Genomic DNA, 16296 nt, shown 5'->3' on the forward strand with positions numbered 1-16296 from the left:
GGTTTCTTTTGTCTACACATATTCGAAGAATTTATGTGAACCCAACTCACCCGAGACGCGGCGCATAACTTGCAGGATCAATATTTTCTGGCCTGCCTGCAAGATCAAGCGCGCTCACCTTTGCCGGTGTTTTCGCGATCACTTTGCCGCCCTTTATAACAGCAAGGCGGGTTGCCTTCAGGCGTATGGCTTCTATCGTATCGGCGGCTTGCAGCAGCACCATGTCGGCCTTGCAGCCGACATCAAGCCCGTAGCCTTCAAGATTCAAAATCTTGGCCGGCTCTGTCGTCACCGCAGCAAAGCACTGGCGCATGGCGTCGCGGCTGGTCATCTGCGCCACATGCAGTCCCATGCTGGCAACGTCCAGCATATCGCCCTGCCCCAGCGAATACCAAGGATCCATCACGCAATCATGGCCGAAGGCGACAGTAACGCCATGAGCCAGAAGTTCCGGAACGCGTGTCATTCCGCGGCGCTTGGGATAGGTGTCATGGCGGCCCTGAATGCCAATATTGATCAGCGGATTGGCGATTGCGGCCACACCAGCTTCTGCAATCAGCGGCAAGAGCTTGCTGACATAATAATTATCCATCGAATGCATGGATGTCAGGTGCGAGCCTGTCGAGCGACCGCCAAGTCCGAGCCTTTGCGTTTCATAGGACAGAGTTTCGATATGGCGTGACAGCGGGTCGTCAGTCTCGTCGCAATGCAGATCGATCATCAGCCCGCGCTCAGCAGCGATTTCGCACAATGCCCGAACGCTTGCCGCGCCATCTGCCATGGTGCGCTCGAAATGAGGAATGCCGCCGACAACGTCGACACCCAAATCCAGTGCGCGCTTAAGCAGATCGACCGCACCGGGATAACGATAGTAACCGTCTTGCGGGAAAGCCACGAGTTGCAGATCAATATAGGGCGCAACGCGCTTTCTGACCTCAAGCAAGGCTTCGACGCCAAGCAGGCGCTCATCGCAAATATCGACATGGGTGCGGATAGCAAGCAGCCCTTGCGTGACCGCCAGATCGCAATAGCGCATTGCGCGCTCAATCACGGCTTCATGCGTCAGGAGCGGCTTCAACTCACCCCATATCTGAATTCCGTCCAGCAGCCTGCCGCTCTCGTTCAGACGCGGCTGACCCAGCGACAGCGTTGCATCCATGTGAAAATGGCAATCGATGAAAGGCGGCGACACCAGGAGACCCGCCGCATCGATCACCTCACCCGCTTCGCCGGTCACATTGGCTTCAACCGCTGCAATACGCCCGGATATTACGCCGATATCCATGCCTGAGCGACCATCAGGCAGGGTTGCATTGGTTACTTTCAGATCGAACATGATGAAACCTTTATCTTTGACCCTTGAACCAGGGCACGAGCAATGAGCGCGGATAATCAGCCTTGCGGGCAACCAGAACCAGCGCCAGAATGGAAAGGAGATAGGGCATCATCAGGAAAACCTGTCCTGGAACGAATGCTCCCACTTCGGTTTGCAGTCTGATTTGAAACGCATCAAATGCGCCAAACAGCAAGGCTCCGAGTAGCGCTTTTCCGGGTTGCCATGACGCGAATACGACGAGCGCAATGCATATCCATCCACGTCCGTTGACCATGCCGAAGAAGAAAGCATCAAAGGCTGACATTGTAAGGAATGCACCGCCAAGAGCCATAAGCGAAGATCCGGCAATTACCGCACCTATGCGCAGGCCGCGGACCGAAAGGCCCTGCGCTTCCACTGATGATGGATTGTCGCCAACAGCCCTCAATGCAAGGCCAAGCGGCGTGCGGTAAAGCAGCCACGCGACCACGCCGACCAGGACGAAAGCCAATAGGGTCAATGCTGTCTGTTGAAACAGTACCGGACCAATAAACGGGATATCGGAAAGAACCGGGATATCAAGCGGCTGAAACGGGACAATGCGCGGTGGCGTCGACACATTGGGCAGGGCCGTGCGATAGGTGAAATATCCCATGCTTGTCGCCAGCAGCGTTATGCCAATGCCGGAAACATGCTGCGACAGACCCAGCACCACCGTCAGAATTGCATGCAGCAATCCGAAGATTGCTCCTGCCAGCGCCGCGACCAGCACGCCGGTCCATAGGCCGCAGCCCATCCAGACCGCCATCCACCCGGCCATCGCGCCAGCAGTAAAAATGCCTTCAATGCCGAGATTGAGCACGCCGGCACGCTCACAGAGCAATGCTCCGAGCACGCCAAAAATCAATGGTGTTGCGATGCGGATGGCTGCCGCCCAGAAATTTACTGTCAACAGGATTTCGAGAATTTCCATTCTACTCTCCTGCCTGCAGGGGCGAAATGCCACGTTCGAATTTCAAACGGTAGCGCAGGAAAAATCCACCCACGAGAACGCAAAGCAGCGACAGCGCGACCACGAGATCAGCGAGATAGTTGGACACACCCGTCGCGCGGCTCATGGAATCCGCGCCGACAAAGACTGCCGCCACAAACAGTGCCGCAAGGACGACGCCAAGGGGATGCAGACCAGCAAGCATCGCAACGACAATTCCGGAGTAACCGAAACCGGGAGACAGATCGGCTGAAAGATAACCTTTGACCCCAGCCACCTCGCTCACCCCTGCCAGACCCGCAAGCCCACCGGAGATCAAGGCCACTTTCAGCACAGTCGCATTTACAGGCACTCCGGCAAATCGCGCCGCTGGCTTGTTTTCACCCACAGCCCTGATTTCAAAACCGAGAACAGTTTTGGAAACGGTAATCCACAAAATGAGCGCTGCGACCAAGCCGATAATCAGCCCGCCATGGACACGCATGCGCGCAAAGAGCTTGGGAAAGGCGGCTGCATCGGCCAATGGAACCGATTGTGGCCAGCCCAACGCAAGCGGGTCCTTGATCGGCCCCTCTATCAGCATCTGAACGAAGAGTATGACGATGAAATTGAGCAGCAATGTCACCACGACTTCATCGGCACCAAAGCGTAGTTTCAGCAGCGCAGGAACGATCATCAGCAGACCACCGGCAATGATACCGGCAAGGATGATGGCGGGTATCAGCAAAGGTCCCGGCAAGGATAAAAGCCCGCTGCCCACACCAACTGCCGCGAGAGCTCCGGCATAAAGCTGGCCCTCCGCACCAATGTTCCAGAGCTTGGCACGGAATGCGATGGCAGCGGCGAGGCCGGTCAAAACGAGCGGTGTTGCCCGGGTAAGCGTCTCGGAAAAGGCAAATATGGAGCCGAACGAGCCCTTGAACATGAGCCAATAGGCCGTCAGCGGCGATACGCCCGCAAAACTCACCGGCACAGCCACCAAGGCAAAAGCGGCAAGCGCAGCTATAACGGAAATGATGATGCGCGCATTGAGCGAAACATCATTACGAGGCTGCAACGATATCCGCATCACGATGCCACCTGTAGGGTATGTCCCGCCATCATCATTCCCACTGATCCCCGGTCCAGTCCTTCTGCTGGTCCTGCATCCATCACTTCGCCCGTATGCACCACGAGCAGCCGGTCGGAAAGTGCAAACAACTCATCCAGATCTTCCGAGATCAGAAGCACGCCTGCACCACGATCCCGGGCAGCGAGAATACGCTGATGGACCTCCGATTGGGCGCCAATATCGAGGCCGCGCGTTGGTTGATTGGCGAGGATAAGTTTGGGAGAACGCTCCAATACACGCGCCAGAATGAGCTTTTGGATATTGCCGCCCGAAAGAAGCCGCGCCTGTGCATCTGGTCCCTGGCAACGTATGTCATAGGCCTTGATGGCATCACTCGCCCTTTTGCGCATGGCCTTGCGGTTGATGAATCCGGCGGTCTGAAACTCTTTGCCGTGCAGATCTTCTATTGCAATATTTTCGGCCACCGACATGGACCCGACCACACCATCATGCTGGCGATCTTCCGGCATGCGTGCAACGCCCGCCGCAACCAAAGCGCGCGGATCGCCAGTTTTCATGGGCTTGCCATAGAGCCGCACCGAACCTTTATCGACTGTCTCAAGGCCTGAAACCAAAGCCGCAATTGCCGATTGGCCATTGCCTGACACACCCGCCACGCCGACAATCTCCCCTGCCTTGATGACAAAGGAAACCTCGTTGAGCGATTGACGCACCGATCCGCGTTTCAACGACACTTGATCAAATTCCAGCACTGCCGCGCCAATCTGCGATGGCTTGCGCTGCAATGGCGGCACAGCGCGCCCGACCATCATATCAGCGATCGAACGTTTATCCGCAGAAGCCGTAGTCAATTCTCCGGCCTTCTTGCCGCCCCGCAACACCGCGATGCGGTGTGAAACCGCCAATACTTCACCCAGCTTGTGTGAGATGAAAATAACGCCCAATCCGCTTGCAGCAAGCCGGCGTAGAATAATAAAAAGCCCGTCCGCTTCCTGCGGCGTCAATACTGCGGTCGGTTCATCCAGAATCAACACCCGCACATCGCGGTAAAGCGCCTTGAGAATCTCGATACGTTGTTTTTCACCGACACTCAGTTGCGCGGTTTTCACGTCAAGATCGACCGTCAGCCCGCTTTCACGCATGATTGCGTCGATCCGTTTGCGCAAAGCGCGACGGCTGCGCCAGACCTGCCATAGCGATTCCGTGCCAAGCACAATATTATCGAAACCCGTCAGATTTTCGGCCAATGTAAAATGCTGATGCACCATGCCGACACCAGCATCCAGAGCTGCACTCGGCGAGCCTTTGGGCAATTCATGCAGAACACCTGAATCATCCGCGACACGTATCGCCCCCTCTTCCGGCACATAATGCCCGAAAAGAACGTTCATCAATGTCGTCTTCCCGGCGCCATTTTCGCCGAGAAGCGCGAGTATCTCACCCCGTTTGAGGGAAAGGCTCAAATCATCATTGGCAACGAGAGAACCGAAGCGCTTGGTGATGTTGTCGAGAGCCAGGACGACAGAGCCATTCTCCGCCTGTCCTTTTGTCTGTGTCATGTCTCTGCCTCACCAAAAGCGATCTTGTCCATTTCCCATATTATCCTTGGCATACACATCATGCGTGGTTCGACAAGCTCACCATGAGGAAGGTGGCGTTTGGCAAGAAGCGATGATTTGCACAGTCGCGATTATCCACGCAATCAACCCACCTCCCTCATGGCGAGCTTCCTGAGCTTGTCGAAGGGCGAACCACGCAGCGCAAACTGTGCAATTAATCCACCCTCTTCAATGCGTTATAGTCTGCCTTGATTGCCCTATTTCGTCGATTTGGGTTCCGCGTCATTGATCTCGATCTTCAGCGTCCCCGCCTTGATCTCGGCTTCCTTGGCTTTTGCGATCGTGATTGATTCCGGGGTTGCAAGCTTTTCATCGACGACGATGCTGCCGCCGCCGGCACCGAGGAATGAATAGATCCCGAAATCAGCCGCTTTGAAGCTGCCCGCCTTCACCTCCGCGATCGCCTTGTCGGCCGTCGGCTCAAAATGCCAAAGCGCGCTGGCAAGAACTGTTCCGGGATAATCCTTGGATGTATCGATCACATTGCCAATGGCCAGAACGCCGCGCTCCTTGGCAGCATCGGACACGCCGAAGCGTTCGGCATACATAATGTCCGCCCCGGCATCGATCATCGCGAATGCCGCTTCCTTGGCCTTGGGCGGATCATACCAGGAATTGATAAAGGTCACGAGGAACTTGACGTCAGGATTGGTTTCCTTGGCGCCTTGAATAAAGGCATTCATCAGCCGGTTAACTTCCGGAATTGCATAGCCACCGACAAGCCCGATTATATTGCTTTTGGTCTTGGCGCCAGCAATGAGCCCGGTCAGATAGGCAGGCTCCTGAATGAAATTATCAAAGGTGGCAAAGTTCGGCTCTACCGGCGGTAGCGAAGAACCCATGAGGAATTTGATATCTGGATATTCGGCGGCAACAGCGCGCGAGGGCTTTTCAACGCCAAATGCCTCGCCAACAATCAGATTTGCGCCCTGTTCGGCATATTCGCGCATAACGCGCTCATAATCCGTATTGGAGACATTTTCCGAGTAGGAATAGTCAATATCGCCACGCTCCTTGGCGGCATTTAGCGCCAGATGAATCCGGCTAACCCATTGTTGCTCAATCGGAACCGTGTAGATGCCAACCACTTTGATTTTTTCCTGAGCTGCCGCCGGTCCAAAAGCGGCCATTGTCAAGGCAGCGCCAGCGACGAGCCCGATGAAAGCCCTGCGGCCTAATTGGAAAACAGTTTTCATATCATTCCCCTTATTGTTTATTTTTTGATCACAACCCCATCACCGCTACTTAATAGGCAATGGCAGTTTTTCGCAATGTGAAAGGGAAAATGACAAGAGGATTATCGAAATTCTGCACAGCTCAACTGCGCAAGAGCACCAAAAGAAATTGGCGCCGTGTCGGGCAGGACAGGCGCCATCTCATGCCGGAAGGTCCGGTATATCATGCAGCTCTATTTCGGGCAGCACATTGAACGCTCTGCCGCACCCGGACGATAAAGCCAATTGGGTGGCATTTTCAGAACGTGAAATGCGCGTTCCTGTCTTTGCGGTGCCTGGCTCAGCCTGCCGACGCGCGCCATTAATGTGCGAACCTCATCCGACTTCACGCCATCACTCGCCATCATTTGACGAATGATCGGTTCAGCCAGCAATTCGTTCAGTGTTGGTTCAATCGCTTCCAGCATGATTCTCTCCTCAAATGATGACAGTGCTGGCAATCTGACCGCGCTCAATGTCGCTTGCATGTCGTCATTATGGCGGTTGTAAGAATTGCTTCGGGCGATCTGGAAAATCTCGCCATAAAGTGGAAAAACCAAAAGCAATCAATGGACGCATGCGCATGCATCATTTGAATTTTGCTGCCAAGCGGCTTAGGGTCAGGGCTTGTCGCTATAACCAAAAGACGCCCGAAACGGCATATTTTCCCGCAGTTCGAATAATTCAAAGACTGTTCCATGCTCCGTAAGTTTACATTGCGTCGTCTCGGCGTCTTCTCCATTTTTCTCGCACCGAGCCGCTTGCGTGCCTTTGCACGAAGTCATGAAGCAGGTCTTGTTCTAGTGGCCGTACTCGTCGGCATTGTTTCAGGTTTCGTCGTGACTGCGATGAGCCGCATCGCCCAATATCTGCACTTGGTGATCTTCAACCTGCAACCCGGTGAACGTCTGTCATCATCAATGTCCGCAAGTCATACGGCGCTCTTTTTCGCTCCAATTGTGGGAGGCGCTATTCTTGGTGTCCTGCTCTTCCTTCTGGCGCTCTACCGTAAAAAGCCGATTGTCGATCCGATTGAGGCGAATGCCCTGCATGGTGGCCGGCTCTCACTCAATGACAGCATCATCGTCACCGTCCAGAATCTGATTTCCAATGGCTTTGGCGCTTCCGTGGGGCTGGAGGCAGGTTATACCCAGCTCGCCTCCGGTTTGGCGTCGAAGTTTGGTCTGTCCTTGCGCTTGAGACGTTCGGATATGCGCATCCTCGTTGGTTGCGGCGCTGCCGGCGCTATCGCCGCCGCGTTCAACGCTCCGTTGACTGGCGCATTCTATGCCTTCGAGCTGATCATTGGTTCCTATACTATTTTAAGCCTGACACCCGTTGTTGCCGCCGCACTTGTATCCAATCTTGTCGCGCGGGCACTTGCCGGTGATAATTTCGTTATCGACATTGGCGAGTTCGGCACCGTTGTTCCCGCCGACTATGTCCCGGCGCTTCTCCTCGGCTTGCTTTGTGCCGGTGCTGGTATCGCGCTGATGAAGGGCGTCGCTTTCGTTGAAGAACTCGCCCGCAAAAGCTTCATCCCATTCTGGATGCGACCCGTCCTTGGCGGTGCGGTTGTCGGCGGACTGGCCTTGATTTCACCGCAGGTGCTGTCGGGAGGTCATGGCGCGCTGCATCTCAATCTGGATTACACAGGGCCTATTGCCGGCATTATCGGTATTATCCTGCTGAAAGCGCTTGCGTCCGCCATTTCCATCGGTTCGGGTTTTCGCGGGGGCCTGTTCTTCGGCTCACTTTTCCTAGGTGCACTCCTTGGCAAACTCTTTGCTTTTTCCGCACCCTATGTCTTTGCCCACGCAACCCTGACGCCGGTGACCTATGCGGTTGTCGGCATGAGCGCTCTGGCAGTCTCGGTGATCGGTGGCCCTTTGACGATGACCTTCCTCGCATTGGAAATCACAGGGGACTTTCCGATAACGGTTCTCGTGCTTGCCGCTGTCATTGCGGCATCCATTACAGTCCGGAACACATTCGGCTACTCCTTTGCCACATGGCGCTTTCACTTACGGGGTGAAAGCATCCGTAGCGCCCACGATGTGGGTTGGATTCGCAATCTGACAGTGGCCAAGCTGATGCGTACAGATGTGCGCACGGCTTCCGACAAGATGAGCATCAGCGAATTCCGTCAGGAGTTTCCGCTCGGCTCAACGCAACGTGTCATCATTGTCAGCGATGAGAATAAGTATGTCGGCATCATAATCGTTGCGGAAGCGCATTCAGGCATCACGGAGACAACCGATGAAGCGCAACCTATTGGCCCATTGATCAAATATCAGGGTGAGTATCTACAACCGCAAATGAATGCGCGACAGGCCGTACGCCTGTTCGACAATGCCGAAGCCGAAGCTTTGGCCGTCGTTAATGACATTGTGGAACTGAAGGTCGTCGGACTTTTGAGCGAAAGCCACACGCTGCGGCGATACAGTGAAGAGCTTGACCGGCAGCGCCGACACGTGTCCGGCGAAATCTGATCACTCATCATATTCGCAAATTTTAACCCCATTTTAACCACGGTTTGTTGCAATGCGTAACATTGTGTTACTGTAATTGGAATCAAACCGGGGCAATCTCTTGCAATCAGGCACCAAGCCAGTTGGGAAATCATCTCCCGTCAACGGAAACTCCGCATTGGCATCAATGTGCAGCTTCTGGGGACTGCTTAGGGCGTACTGGACCTCCGAGCGCTGGGTTGAAGCCTGGACGCTGACAATCGCCATTGCGCTTTTGACCGCCGCAGCCAGCAAGGCCAGCGTCTGGATGGCGATGGCGTCGGGCGAGTTGATCAACTCGCTGGTCGATATACACGACCCTTTTGTCGTTAATCCGCTCAATGTGATCCTCGCAAATGCCGGTATTCTCGTTGCAATTGTTGCAGTCAAGGAAATTGGTTTCATCGGTGTCCGTCATCTCCTTTCGACAACCTTGCATCGTAAATGGCGCGGCTGGCTCAATGGCCGCTTCGGTGAGGCGCTGCTTGATGAACAGCACACACATTATCATTTGCAGCAGGGAAGTTCGGCGGAGCAAACTCCCGACAATATCGACCAGCGCATTCAGGAATCCATCAAGGGAATGACCGGCGGCGCCATTGGGCTGGCCATGGGCGTGCTGGGCGTCACAATGTCCATTCTTTTCGTGGGCCAGAAACTCATTGAACTTTCAACGCCAATACCCGGCCTTGATTTTCTTGGAGATTATGGCAGTGCCACGCTGGCCTTTACGGGCATTGCGCTCTACGTGCCGCTCAGCACATGGATTGCCATGCGTATTGGCCGCGCTCTTGAAAAACTCACCCTCGCCATGCAGCAATCCGAAGGCAGTTACAGAAGTGAGCTGACCACATTGTTGCGCCGCAGCTTTCAGGTTGCCGCTGCCAATGGCGAGACTGTTCAAAAGTCGTTAAATGACAAGCTTTACAGAAGCGTCGACAATAATTGGGGGCGTTTCAATGTGTTCGATGCCTGCTATATGTCGTTCACCTCGATCTACAATTTCTTTTCCGCCCGTATTGTCGCCTATATACCCGGTCTTCTGCCCTATATGGGTAATACGATCAGCTTCAAGAACTATATTACCGGTTCCGAGCTTGTTGGTTCGATGATCAATGAATGCTCCTGGTTTATCCATGTCATGCCCGCAATTGCCAATTTGAAGGCAAATGCACGGCGCGTTACCGAATTGGCCCAAGCGGTCGAGCGTGTCAGCCAGCCCTCGGAATATTATCGGTCCACCGGTGTCAGTGAGTTCAAATTTGCAACACAGCATGAAGCCTTTGGCGTCTCGGTGCGGGGACTTGAATTGATGCACCGCGACAGCGAGGCCAAAGCTTTTCTCACGCTTGGAAATATGCGGTTGCGCAAGGGCCAATGGGCTTACATCAAGGGCGATTCCGGTAGTGGAAAAACCTGTTTGCTCAAAGCAATGAACGGGCTTTGGGGTTATGGCCGTGGTGAAATCTTTTACCCGAAAGATGCGGCAACGATGTATGCGGCGCAAGAGGTCAAACTTCCCGGCGTCTCGCTGAAACAGCTCGTATGCCTCCCAATGGATGAAAGCCGTTTTGGCGATTCCTCCGTTGCGGCCGCCCTGCACCGCGCCGGCATGGGCGACTTTATTGAAAACCTTGGTGAAGAATGCCGCGATGGCACGTCTTGGGACCAGCTCCTGTCGGGTGGTCAGAAGCAGAAATTGGTGCTTGCGCGCATATTGCTGCACAAGCCTGCGGTTTTGTTTCTTGATGAAGCAACCGGCGCGCTGGACCCGGACTCCAAGATCGCCTTCCATCAGGCCATCAAGGATCATTGCGCCGGAACCACCGTTATCAGCGTGATGCATGAGATCGAAGCGCCACGCTCGGTTTCCGGCGAAAACTTCTATACGCATATTTTGGAGATCAATGGCGGCACAGCCATCCAGCGGCCACTTCTGGAGACATTGGTCGAGCCAGATCCGCTACCAGCAACAAACTTCCCGCTGATTGCCGCCGAATAGCCCTTTTCGGAACACCGCGCTTTTTGTCCGGTAGAAGCAGTTCTGTTTAAATGAGACTACCGGTCATTTGCGCAAGCCATCTCTAGCGCAAATTGGCTCATATAACGCCGATTCTGTTTCCCGGCCGAGACAGAAATTCGATAAAGAAAAACGCGCTTTAATCCTATCCGAAGGAATAGCCTGCACCGCGCACGGTCCGGATCGGATCAAGCGATCTGCCAATATTGATTGCCTTGCGCAAACGGCCAACATGCACGTCAACCGTGCGGTCATCGACGTAAATATCCGCGCCCCATACATTGTCCAGGAGCTGTCCGCGCGAGAACACCCGGCCTGGAGACTGCATCAGGAATTCCAGCAGGCGGAATTCTGTCGGTCCGAGCTTGAGTTCACGCTCTTTGCGGAAAACCCTGTGCTGTTCGCGGTCAAGTTTCAGATCTCCAAAGCTCAACACATGCGACAAGAGACTTGGATTGACCCGGCGTAGCATGGACTTGATGCGTGCCAGCAATTCCGGTGTCGAGAACGGCTTGACCATGTAATCATCCGCACCGGTTGAAAGACCGCGAACACGCTCGCTTTCTTCACCGCGCGCGGTCAACATGATGATCGGCAGGATTTCTGTCTCGCGCCGAGCACGCAGGCGGCGGCAAAGTTCAATACCGGAAAGGCCTGGAAGCATCCAATCGAGGATCAGCAGATCCGGCACCTTTTCGCGCAAGGCGATTTCGGCTTCGTCACCACGGCTGATGGTTTCGACAATATAGCCTTCTGCCTCCAGATTATAACGCAGGAGAACACTGAGGGCATCTTCGTCTTCAACGACTGTGATTCTGGGAGCTATAGGCATGGTCTGCTTCCGGCAATTATGGCGTTACTGGCTCGTCAAGAATAACGGTATGCGACTGATCTTCCTTCGGGCGTTCCGCCGGAAGCTGTGTTCCCGTTACAATGTAATAGACCGTCTCGGCGATATTGGTGGCATGGTCACCGATGCGCTCAATATTCTTGGCGCAGAACAAAAGATGCGTGCAAGCGGATATGTTGCGCGGATCTTCCATCATATAGGTCAGGAGTTCGCGGAACAGCGACGTGTAAAGCGCATCAATCTCATCATCGCGTTCACGGACGATATTGACCTGTGCCACCGAGCGTGTCGCATAAGCGTCGAGAACATCCTTAAGTTGTGTCAATGCCAGTTCTGCGATGGTCTGCAGGCCGCGATAGACAGAGAGCGTCTGGCGCGTATCGTTGACGGCTACGACACGCTTGGCAATGTTCTTGCCAAGATCGCCGATACGCTCAAGATCGGATGAAATGCGGATCGTACCGATTACTTCGCGCAAGTCGATCGCCATTGGCTGGCGCTTGCCGATGATGGTGATCGCCTTTTCGTCAATCTCGCGCTGACCGGCGTCGAGGATAAGGTCGTCAGAGATCACGCGCTGGGCAAGCGCATTGTCCGAATTGACCATGGCCGACACAGCCTGTTCGACCATGCGCTCCGCATGTCCGCCCATCTCTGCAATCTTGTGCGTCAGAAACTTCAGTTCATCGTCATAAGAGCGGACGGTGTGTTGTGCTGTGTCAGTCATTGTCTAACCCTCTTCCCGTGAGATCAACCGAAACGTCCGGTAATGTAGTCCTGCGTGCGCTTTTCGGTAGGGCTGGTAAACATCATTTCAGTGTCACCGACTTCAACAATATTTCCAAGATGGAACATTGCCGTGCGTTGCGACACGCGTGCCGCCTGCTGCATTGAGTGCGTGACGATGACGATCGTGTAGTTCTGGCGCAATTCGTCGATCAGTTCTTCAACCTTTGCCGTCGCGATAGGATCAAGCGCCGAGCAAGGCTCGTCCATCAAAATCACTTCCGGGCTGACCGCAATGGCGCGCGCGATGCAAAGACGCTGCTGCTGTCCGCCGGAAAGACCTGTGCCAGATTCATGCAGACGGTCTTTCACTTCCGCAAACAGGCCTGCGCGCTGCAGGCTTTTTTCCACGATTTCGTCGAGATGACTCTTGCTTTTGACAAGACCATGAATGCGCGGGCCATAGGCAACATTTTCGAAGATCGACTTCGGAAATGGATTTGGCTTCTGGAATACCATGCCGATACGGGCGCGCAACTGAACCACGTCGATCTTGGGATCATAGATATCGCGCTCATCAAGCGTGATATTGCCCGTGACCCTGCAGATCGAAATCGTATCATTCATGCGGTTCAGGCAACGCAGGAAAGTCGACTTGCCGCAACCCGATGGTCCGATAAGCGCGGTGACTTCCTTTTCCCTGATATCGAGACTGACTTCAAAGAGCGCTTGTTTGGCTCCGTAAAATACGGAGACGTTTTCGCCCTTCATCTTTATCGCAGGCTGGTTCGAGGAGTTATGCAATTTCTTTTCCACATCAACTTCGGATAACATGTTCATGTCCTTGTACCTCATTACCAGCGACGTTCAAAACGTCGGCGCAGCATGATCGCCGCAGCATTCATCACGAATAGGAACACCAGCAACACCAGAATGGCTGCGGCAGTCTTTGCCTGGAAGGCGACTTCAGGAAGGTCGGACCACAGATAAATCTGCACCGGCAGCACCGTCGAAGCGTCGGTTATCCCACCAGGAATATCGACGATGAACGCGACCATGCCGATCATCAGCAGCGGAGCCGTTTCGCCCAGAGCATGCGCCATGCCGATAATCGTGCCGGTCATGATGCCGGGCATGGCCAGAGGCAGCACATGGTGGAAGATGGCCTGCTGATGCGATGCACCGACGCCCAGCGCCGCTTCCTTGATTGAAGGAGGTACGGAGCGAAGTGCAGCGCGCGATGCAATGATGATTGTCGGCATTACCAACAGTGCCAGCACCAGCCCGCCAACCAAAGGGGCGGAACGTGGAAGGTCAAAGAAATTAAGGAACATCGCCAGTCCGAGCAAGCCGAAGACAATTGATGGAACGGCTGCAAGATTGTTGATATTGATTTCAATGATCTCGGTCACGCGGTTTTTCGGCGCAAACTCTTCAAGATATATGGCAGCACCGACCCCTAGTGGCAGGCAGAGCAGCAATGTTACGGCGAGCGTCCAGAGCGTTCCGGTCAATGCACCGCGAATACCTGCAAGTTCAGGCTCACGCGAGTCACCCGAGGTGAAGAAGCGGGTCGCAAAGGCACGTTCCACCAGGCCCTCGGACTTCATCTTTGTGAGCCAGATCGCAGCCTGATCCTGCACGCGGCGGTTTGATTCCGGCGTGACAAGCGTCAGCATGGACCAGCTGCCGGGAGCAGCAGCTTCGGCGCTTGCAGGTGTTATCAGCTTGACGCCATCAATGCCCGAGGGGCTGATCTGGCTCGCCTTGATCGTCCCGCCATTGACGTTGACAAGCAGACTGGGCAGCTTCTCATCCAACTCAATAGCGACATTAGCGTCGGTGATGCGGGCATTCAGCGTCTGCGCCTCTGCTTTGATCGCATCGATCTGGCTTTGCAACGAGCTTGCTGCATTTGCATCAAGGCCAGGGATCAGCTTTTCAAGACGTGCGGATTCTGTCGTCAACTTTTCCAGACGCTCAAACAGAAAACCCTGCATTTCCTGAAAAGCCTTGGCGAAATCATCACCCGATGAACGCAGCGAATAGGTCTCGCCGTTAAGGGTCTGGGAAAGCGTTCCCGTACCTTCCAGCACGATTTCCGATGTCTGATAACCCTTCAGGAACTGATCTGCATCATCTGAAAGCAGAACAGGGACGGTCACTTCCTGACCGATCAGCGAAGGATTACCCGAAATCATGCGGCGGAAATCGTCGGATGCACCTGAACTGAGCAGGCCATTCAACGCGCGACGTTCCGCACGGGTTGAAACATCAGGAAACTGAGCAGCCAATGCGTCACGAATGATCTTGTCGTAATTACCAGCAAGAAGCGTCACAGGATCGCGGGTATTTTGCGGGTCCAATGCCGCCTGATCTGCGGTAACCTTCAGATCTACCCGATATTCTGAAAACGCGGGCAAGCCCTTGAACAGAACATCGAGCAAAACAACCGACAGAAACAGTGCCGTCAGAATAATTGCTGCGATCCCGTAGAATTTGAAGCGCCGCTCTGCGCGGTAGCGCTTCTTGACCAATGCATCGCGTGGGTAGTCGGTAACGGGAATGCCGTTGGATATGGTGATGTCAGTCATATTGTTCCCGATATCTCTTGACGATCTGGAGCGCGATGAAGTTGAGGACAAGCGTGAAGAAGAAGAGCACGAAGCCGAGAGCGAAAGCCGAGAGCGTTTTGGCACTGTCGAATTCCTGATCTCCAACCAGAATGGTCTTGATCTGCACGGTAAAGGTCGTAACCGCTTCGAGCGGATTGAATGTGAGGTTGGCAGCAAGTCCGGCTGCCATGACCACGATCATCGTTTCGCCGACTGCACGGGAAATTGCCAGCATGAATGCCGACACGATGCCCGGCAAAGCCGCAGGAAGGATAACCTTCTTGATGGTTTCGGACTTTGTTGCGCCCATCGCATAGGAACCATCGCGCAGGCTTTGAGGCACGGCATTGATCACATCATCCGAGAGCGACGACACGAAGGGGATAATCATCATGCCCATGACAAGTCCGGCAGCGAGTGCCGATTCCGACGAGACCGAGAGACCAAAGGTTTCGCCCCATCCGCGGATGAATGGCGCGACTGTCAAGGCAGCGAAGAAGCCGAGCACAACAGTAGGCACACCGGCCAGAATTTCGAGAATAGGCTTCACAATTGCACGCGTGCGCGGGCTGGCATATTCAGCCATGTAGATCGCTGCAAACAGGCCGAGCGGACCAGCAACTGCAATAGCGATCACAGTGATCAGCAATGTGCCGACCACCAGCGGCACAATGCCAAATGCGCCGGATGAACCGACCTGATCAGCCCGGATCGCCGTTTGCGGCGACCATTGCAGACCAAACAAAAAGTCGATCGGCGATACTTTGGTGAAGAACTGGATGGTTTCGAAAACCACGGAAAAAACAATGCCGATTGTCGTCAGGACAGCAATGGCCGAACAGGCCAGCAAGACATATTTGATCAGTCGCTCGACGCTGTTTCGCGCGCGAAACTGCGGCCCGATCAGACGAAAACCCATCATTGCGGCGGCCAATGCAAGGGCAACGCCGCCAATCAGCAATAACCAGCCAGTAAGGCTGACAGCGCTTGAATAGGCCGATGCGGCATTGGCCAGTTCGGGCGAGGCAGTGCCTGCATAAGTACCGGCAAGAATTGAATGAATGTCGCGAAACACCGCGCTGCGGCCAAGACCATCAGCAATAGTGGCCGGGTCAATACCCGCAAGTGCCTGCGCCTCGACATATCGATTGGCAAGCGGCGCTCCCAGAACATAGACCAGAAGCATGGACAGCGCGATCAAAGCCGCAAGAAACATGCCGTGATAGGACGGAAGCGAATGGAGAGACGAAGGCTCCGCTCCGGCAAGGGATGACGCCCTTTGGCGACCCACCAGAAACAGCGAGACTGTCAATAGCGCGAGTATCAGGAAATATGTTGCGGTCATAGGCCTACCGATCCAGGTC

At 54.5% G+C, this 16296-nt stretch carries 13 protein-coding genes; 2 read left to right on the plus strand and 11 right to left on the minus strand.

The features are described 5' to 3' along the window. Window positions 1-46: 46 nt before the first annotated feature. The 6 genes from V9K95_RS21335 to V9K95_RS21360 all read right to left on the minus strand — a co-directional run bounded on the left by V9K95_RS21335 (window position 47) and on the right by V9K95_RS21360 (window position 6639). Entirely contained in the window at window positions 47-1339 is a 1293-nt protein-coding gene (locus V9K95_RS21335) for an amidohydrolase family protein (RefSeq protein WP_336442115.1), read from the minus strand. 7 nt (window positions 1340-1346) lie between these two features. Then, the gene (locus tag V9K95_RS21340) at window positions 1347-2288 is read right to left on the minus strand and encodes an ABC transporter permease (RefSeq protein ID WP_115054162.1); all 942 of its coding nucleotides are present in this window, start codon (window positions 2286-2288) and stop codon (window positions 1347-1349) included. Between the two features lies 1 nt (window position 2289). Beyond that, the gene (locus V9K95_RS21345; protein ID WP_336442114.1) at window positions 2290-3375 is read right to left on the minus strand and encodes an ABC transporter permease; all 1086 of its coding nucleotides are present in this window, start codon (window positions 3373-3375) and stop codon (window positions 2290-2292) included. Continuing rightward, a complete protein-coding gene (locus V9K95_RS21350; RefSeq protein WP_336442048.1) occupies window positions 3375-4937 on the minus strand; it encodes an ABC transporter ATP-binding protein in 1563 nt (520 codons plus the stop codon). Before V9K95_RS21350 ends, V9K95_RS21345 begins: the two co-directional genes overlap by 1 nt. A gap of 257 nt (window positions 4938-5194) precedes the next feature. Next, on the minus strand, window positions 5195-6193 hold the full coding sequence (locus V9K95_RS21355) for a BMP family protein (RefSeq protein ID WP_115054159.1): 999 nt from the start codon (window positions 6191-6193) through the stop codon (window positions 5195-5197). A 212-nt stretch (window positions 6194-6405) separates the two neighbouring features. Further along, window positions 6406-6639 (minus strand): hypothetical protein, encoded by a 234-nt coding sequence (locus tag V9K95_RS21360; RefSeq protein ID WP_115054158.1) that lies wholly within the window; start codon window positions 6637-6639, stop codon window positions 6406-6408. A gap of 270 nt (window positions 6640-6909) precedes the next feature. On the opposite strand from V9K95_RS21360, the gene V9K95_RS21365 reads away from it, so the two are divergent. Both V9K95_RS21365 and V9K95_RS21370 read left to right on the plus strand, forming a co-directional pair. After that, a complete protein-coding gene (locus tag V9K95_RS21365) occupies window positions 6910-8703 on the plus strand; it encodes a chloride channel protein (protein ID WP_336442047.1) in 1794 nt (597 codons plus the stop codon). Between the two features lie 166 nt (window positions 8704-8869). Then, window positions 8870-10723 (plus strand): ABC transporter ATP-binding protein/permease, encoded by a 1854-nt coding sequence (locus V9K95_RS21370; RefSeq protein WP_336442113.1) that lies wholly within the window; start codon window positions 8870-8872, stop codon window positions 10721-10723. 163 nt (window positions 10724-10886) lie between these two features. Here V9K95_RS21370 and phoB read toward each other — a convergent pair whose 3' ends face one another. The 5 genes from phoB to pstC are packed head-to-tail and all read right to left on the minus strand — an operon-like array spanning window position 10887 to window position 16277. After that, window positions 10887-11573 (minus strand): phosphate regulon transcriptional regulator PhoB, encoded by a 687-nt coding sequence (gene phoB / locus V9K95_RS21375; RefSeq protein WP_008128223.1) that lies wholly within the window; start codon window positions 11571-11573, stop codon window positions 10887-10889. A 16-nt stretch (window positions 11574-11589) separates the two neighbouring features. Beyond that, window positions 11590-12318, minus strand: a complete 729-nt coding sequence (gene phoU, locus V9K95_RS21380) for a phosphate signaling complex protein PhoU (RefSeq protein ID WP_115054154.1) — start codon at window positions 12316-12318, stop codon at window positions 11590-11592. Window positions 12319-12341: 23 nt separating this feature from the next. Continuing rightward, window positions 12342-13157 carry a phosphate ABC transporter ATP-binding protein PstB gene (pstB, locus tag V9K95_RS21385; RefSeq protein WP_307280822.1) on the minus strand — a complete coding sequence of 272 codons (816 nt, stop codon included), beginning with the start codon at window positions 13155-13157 and terminating at the stop codon, window positions 12342-12344. A gap of 14 nt (window positions 13158-13171) precedes the next feature. Then, window positions 13172-14911 (minus strand): phosphate ABC transporter permease PstA, encoded by a 1740-nt coding sequence (gene pstA, locus V9K95_RS21390; protein ID WP_307280825.1) that lies wholly within the window; start codon window positions 14909-14911, stop codon window positions 13172-13174. Then, on the minus strand, window positions 14904-16277 hold the full coding sequence (gene pstC / locus V9K95_RS21395; RefSeq protein WP_115054151.1) for a phosphate ABC transporter permease subunit PstC: 1374 nt from the start codon (window positions 16275-16277) through the stop codon (window positions 14904-14906). Before pstC ends, pstA begins: the two co-directional genes overlap by 8 nt. Between the last annotated feature and the right edge of the window lie 19 nt (window positions 16278-16296).

Source organism: Phyllobacterium sp. CCNWLW183, assembly GCF_037203775.1.
GTDB lineage: Bacteria > Pseudomonadota > Alphaproteobacteria > Rhizobiales > Rhizobiaceae > Phyllobacterium > Phyllobacterium ifriqiyense.

Bases quoted from the DNA above. Each gene is read 5' to 3' on its own strand.
- V9K95_RS21340 (WP_115054162.1), bottom strand. From the start codon at position 2,288: ATGGAAATTCTCGAAATCCTGTTGACAGTAAATTTCTGGGCGGCAGCC.
- V9K95_RS21345 (WP_336442114.1), bottom strand. From the start codon at position 3,375: ATGCGGATATCGTTGCAGCCTCGTAATGATGTTTCGCTCAATGCGCGC.
- V9K95_RS21350 (WP_336442048.1), bottom strand. From the start codon at position 4,937: ATGACACAGACAAAAGGACAGGCGGAGAATGGCTCTGTCGTCCTGGCT.
- V9K95_RS21355 (WP_115054159.1), bottom strand. From the start codon at position 6,193: ATGAAAACTGTTTTCCAATTAGGCCGCAGGGCTTTCATCGGGCTCGTC.
- V9K95_RS21360 (WP_115054158.1), bottom strand. From the start codon at position 6,639: ATGCTGGAAGCGATTGAACCAACACTGAACGAATTGCTGGCTGAACCG.
- V9K95_RS21365 (WP_336442047.1), top strand. From the start codon at position 6,910: ATGCTCCGTAAGTTTACATTGCGTCGTCTCGGCGTCTTCTCCATTTTT.
- V9K95_RS21370 (WP_336442113.1), top strand. From the start codon at position 8,870: ATGTGCAGCTTCTGGGGACTGCTTAGGGCGTACTGGACCTCCGAGCGC.
- phoB (WP_008128223.1), bottom strand. From the start codon at position 11,573: ATGCCTATAGCTCCCAGAATCACAGTCGTTGAAGACGAAGATGCCCTC.
- phoU (WP_115054154.1), bottom strand. From the start codon at position 12,318: ATGACTGACACAGCACAACACACCGTCCGCTCTTATGACGATGAACTG.
- pstB (WP_307280822.1), bottom strand. From the start codon at position 13,157: ATGAACATGTTATCCGAAGTTGATGTGGAAAAGAAATTGCATAACTCC.
- pstA (WP_307280825.1), bottom strand. From the start codon at position 14,911: ATGACTGACATCACCATATCCAACGGCATTCCCGTTACCGACTACCCA.
- pstC (WP_115054151.1), bottom strand. From the start codon at position 16,277: ATGACCGCAACATATTTCCTGATACTCGCGCTATTGACAGTCTCGCTG.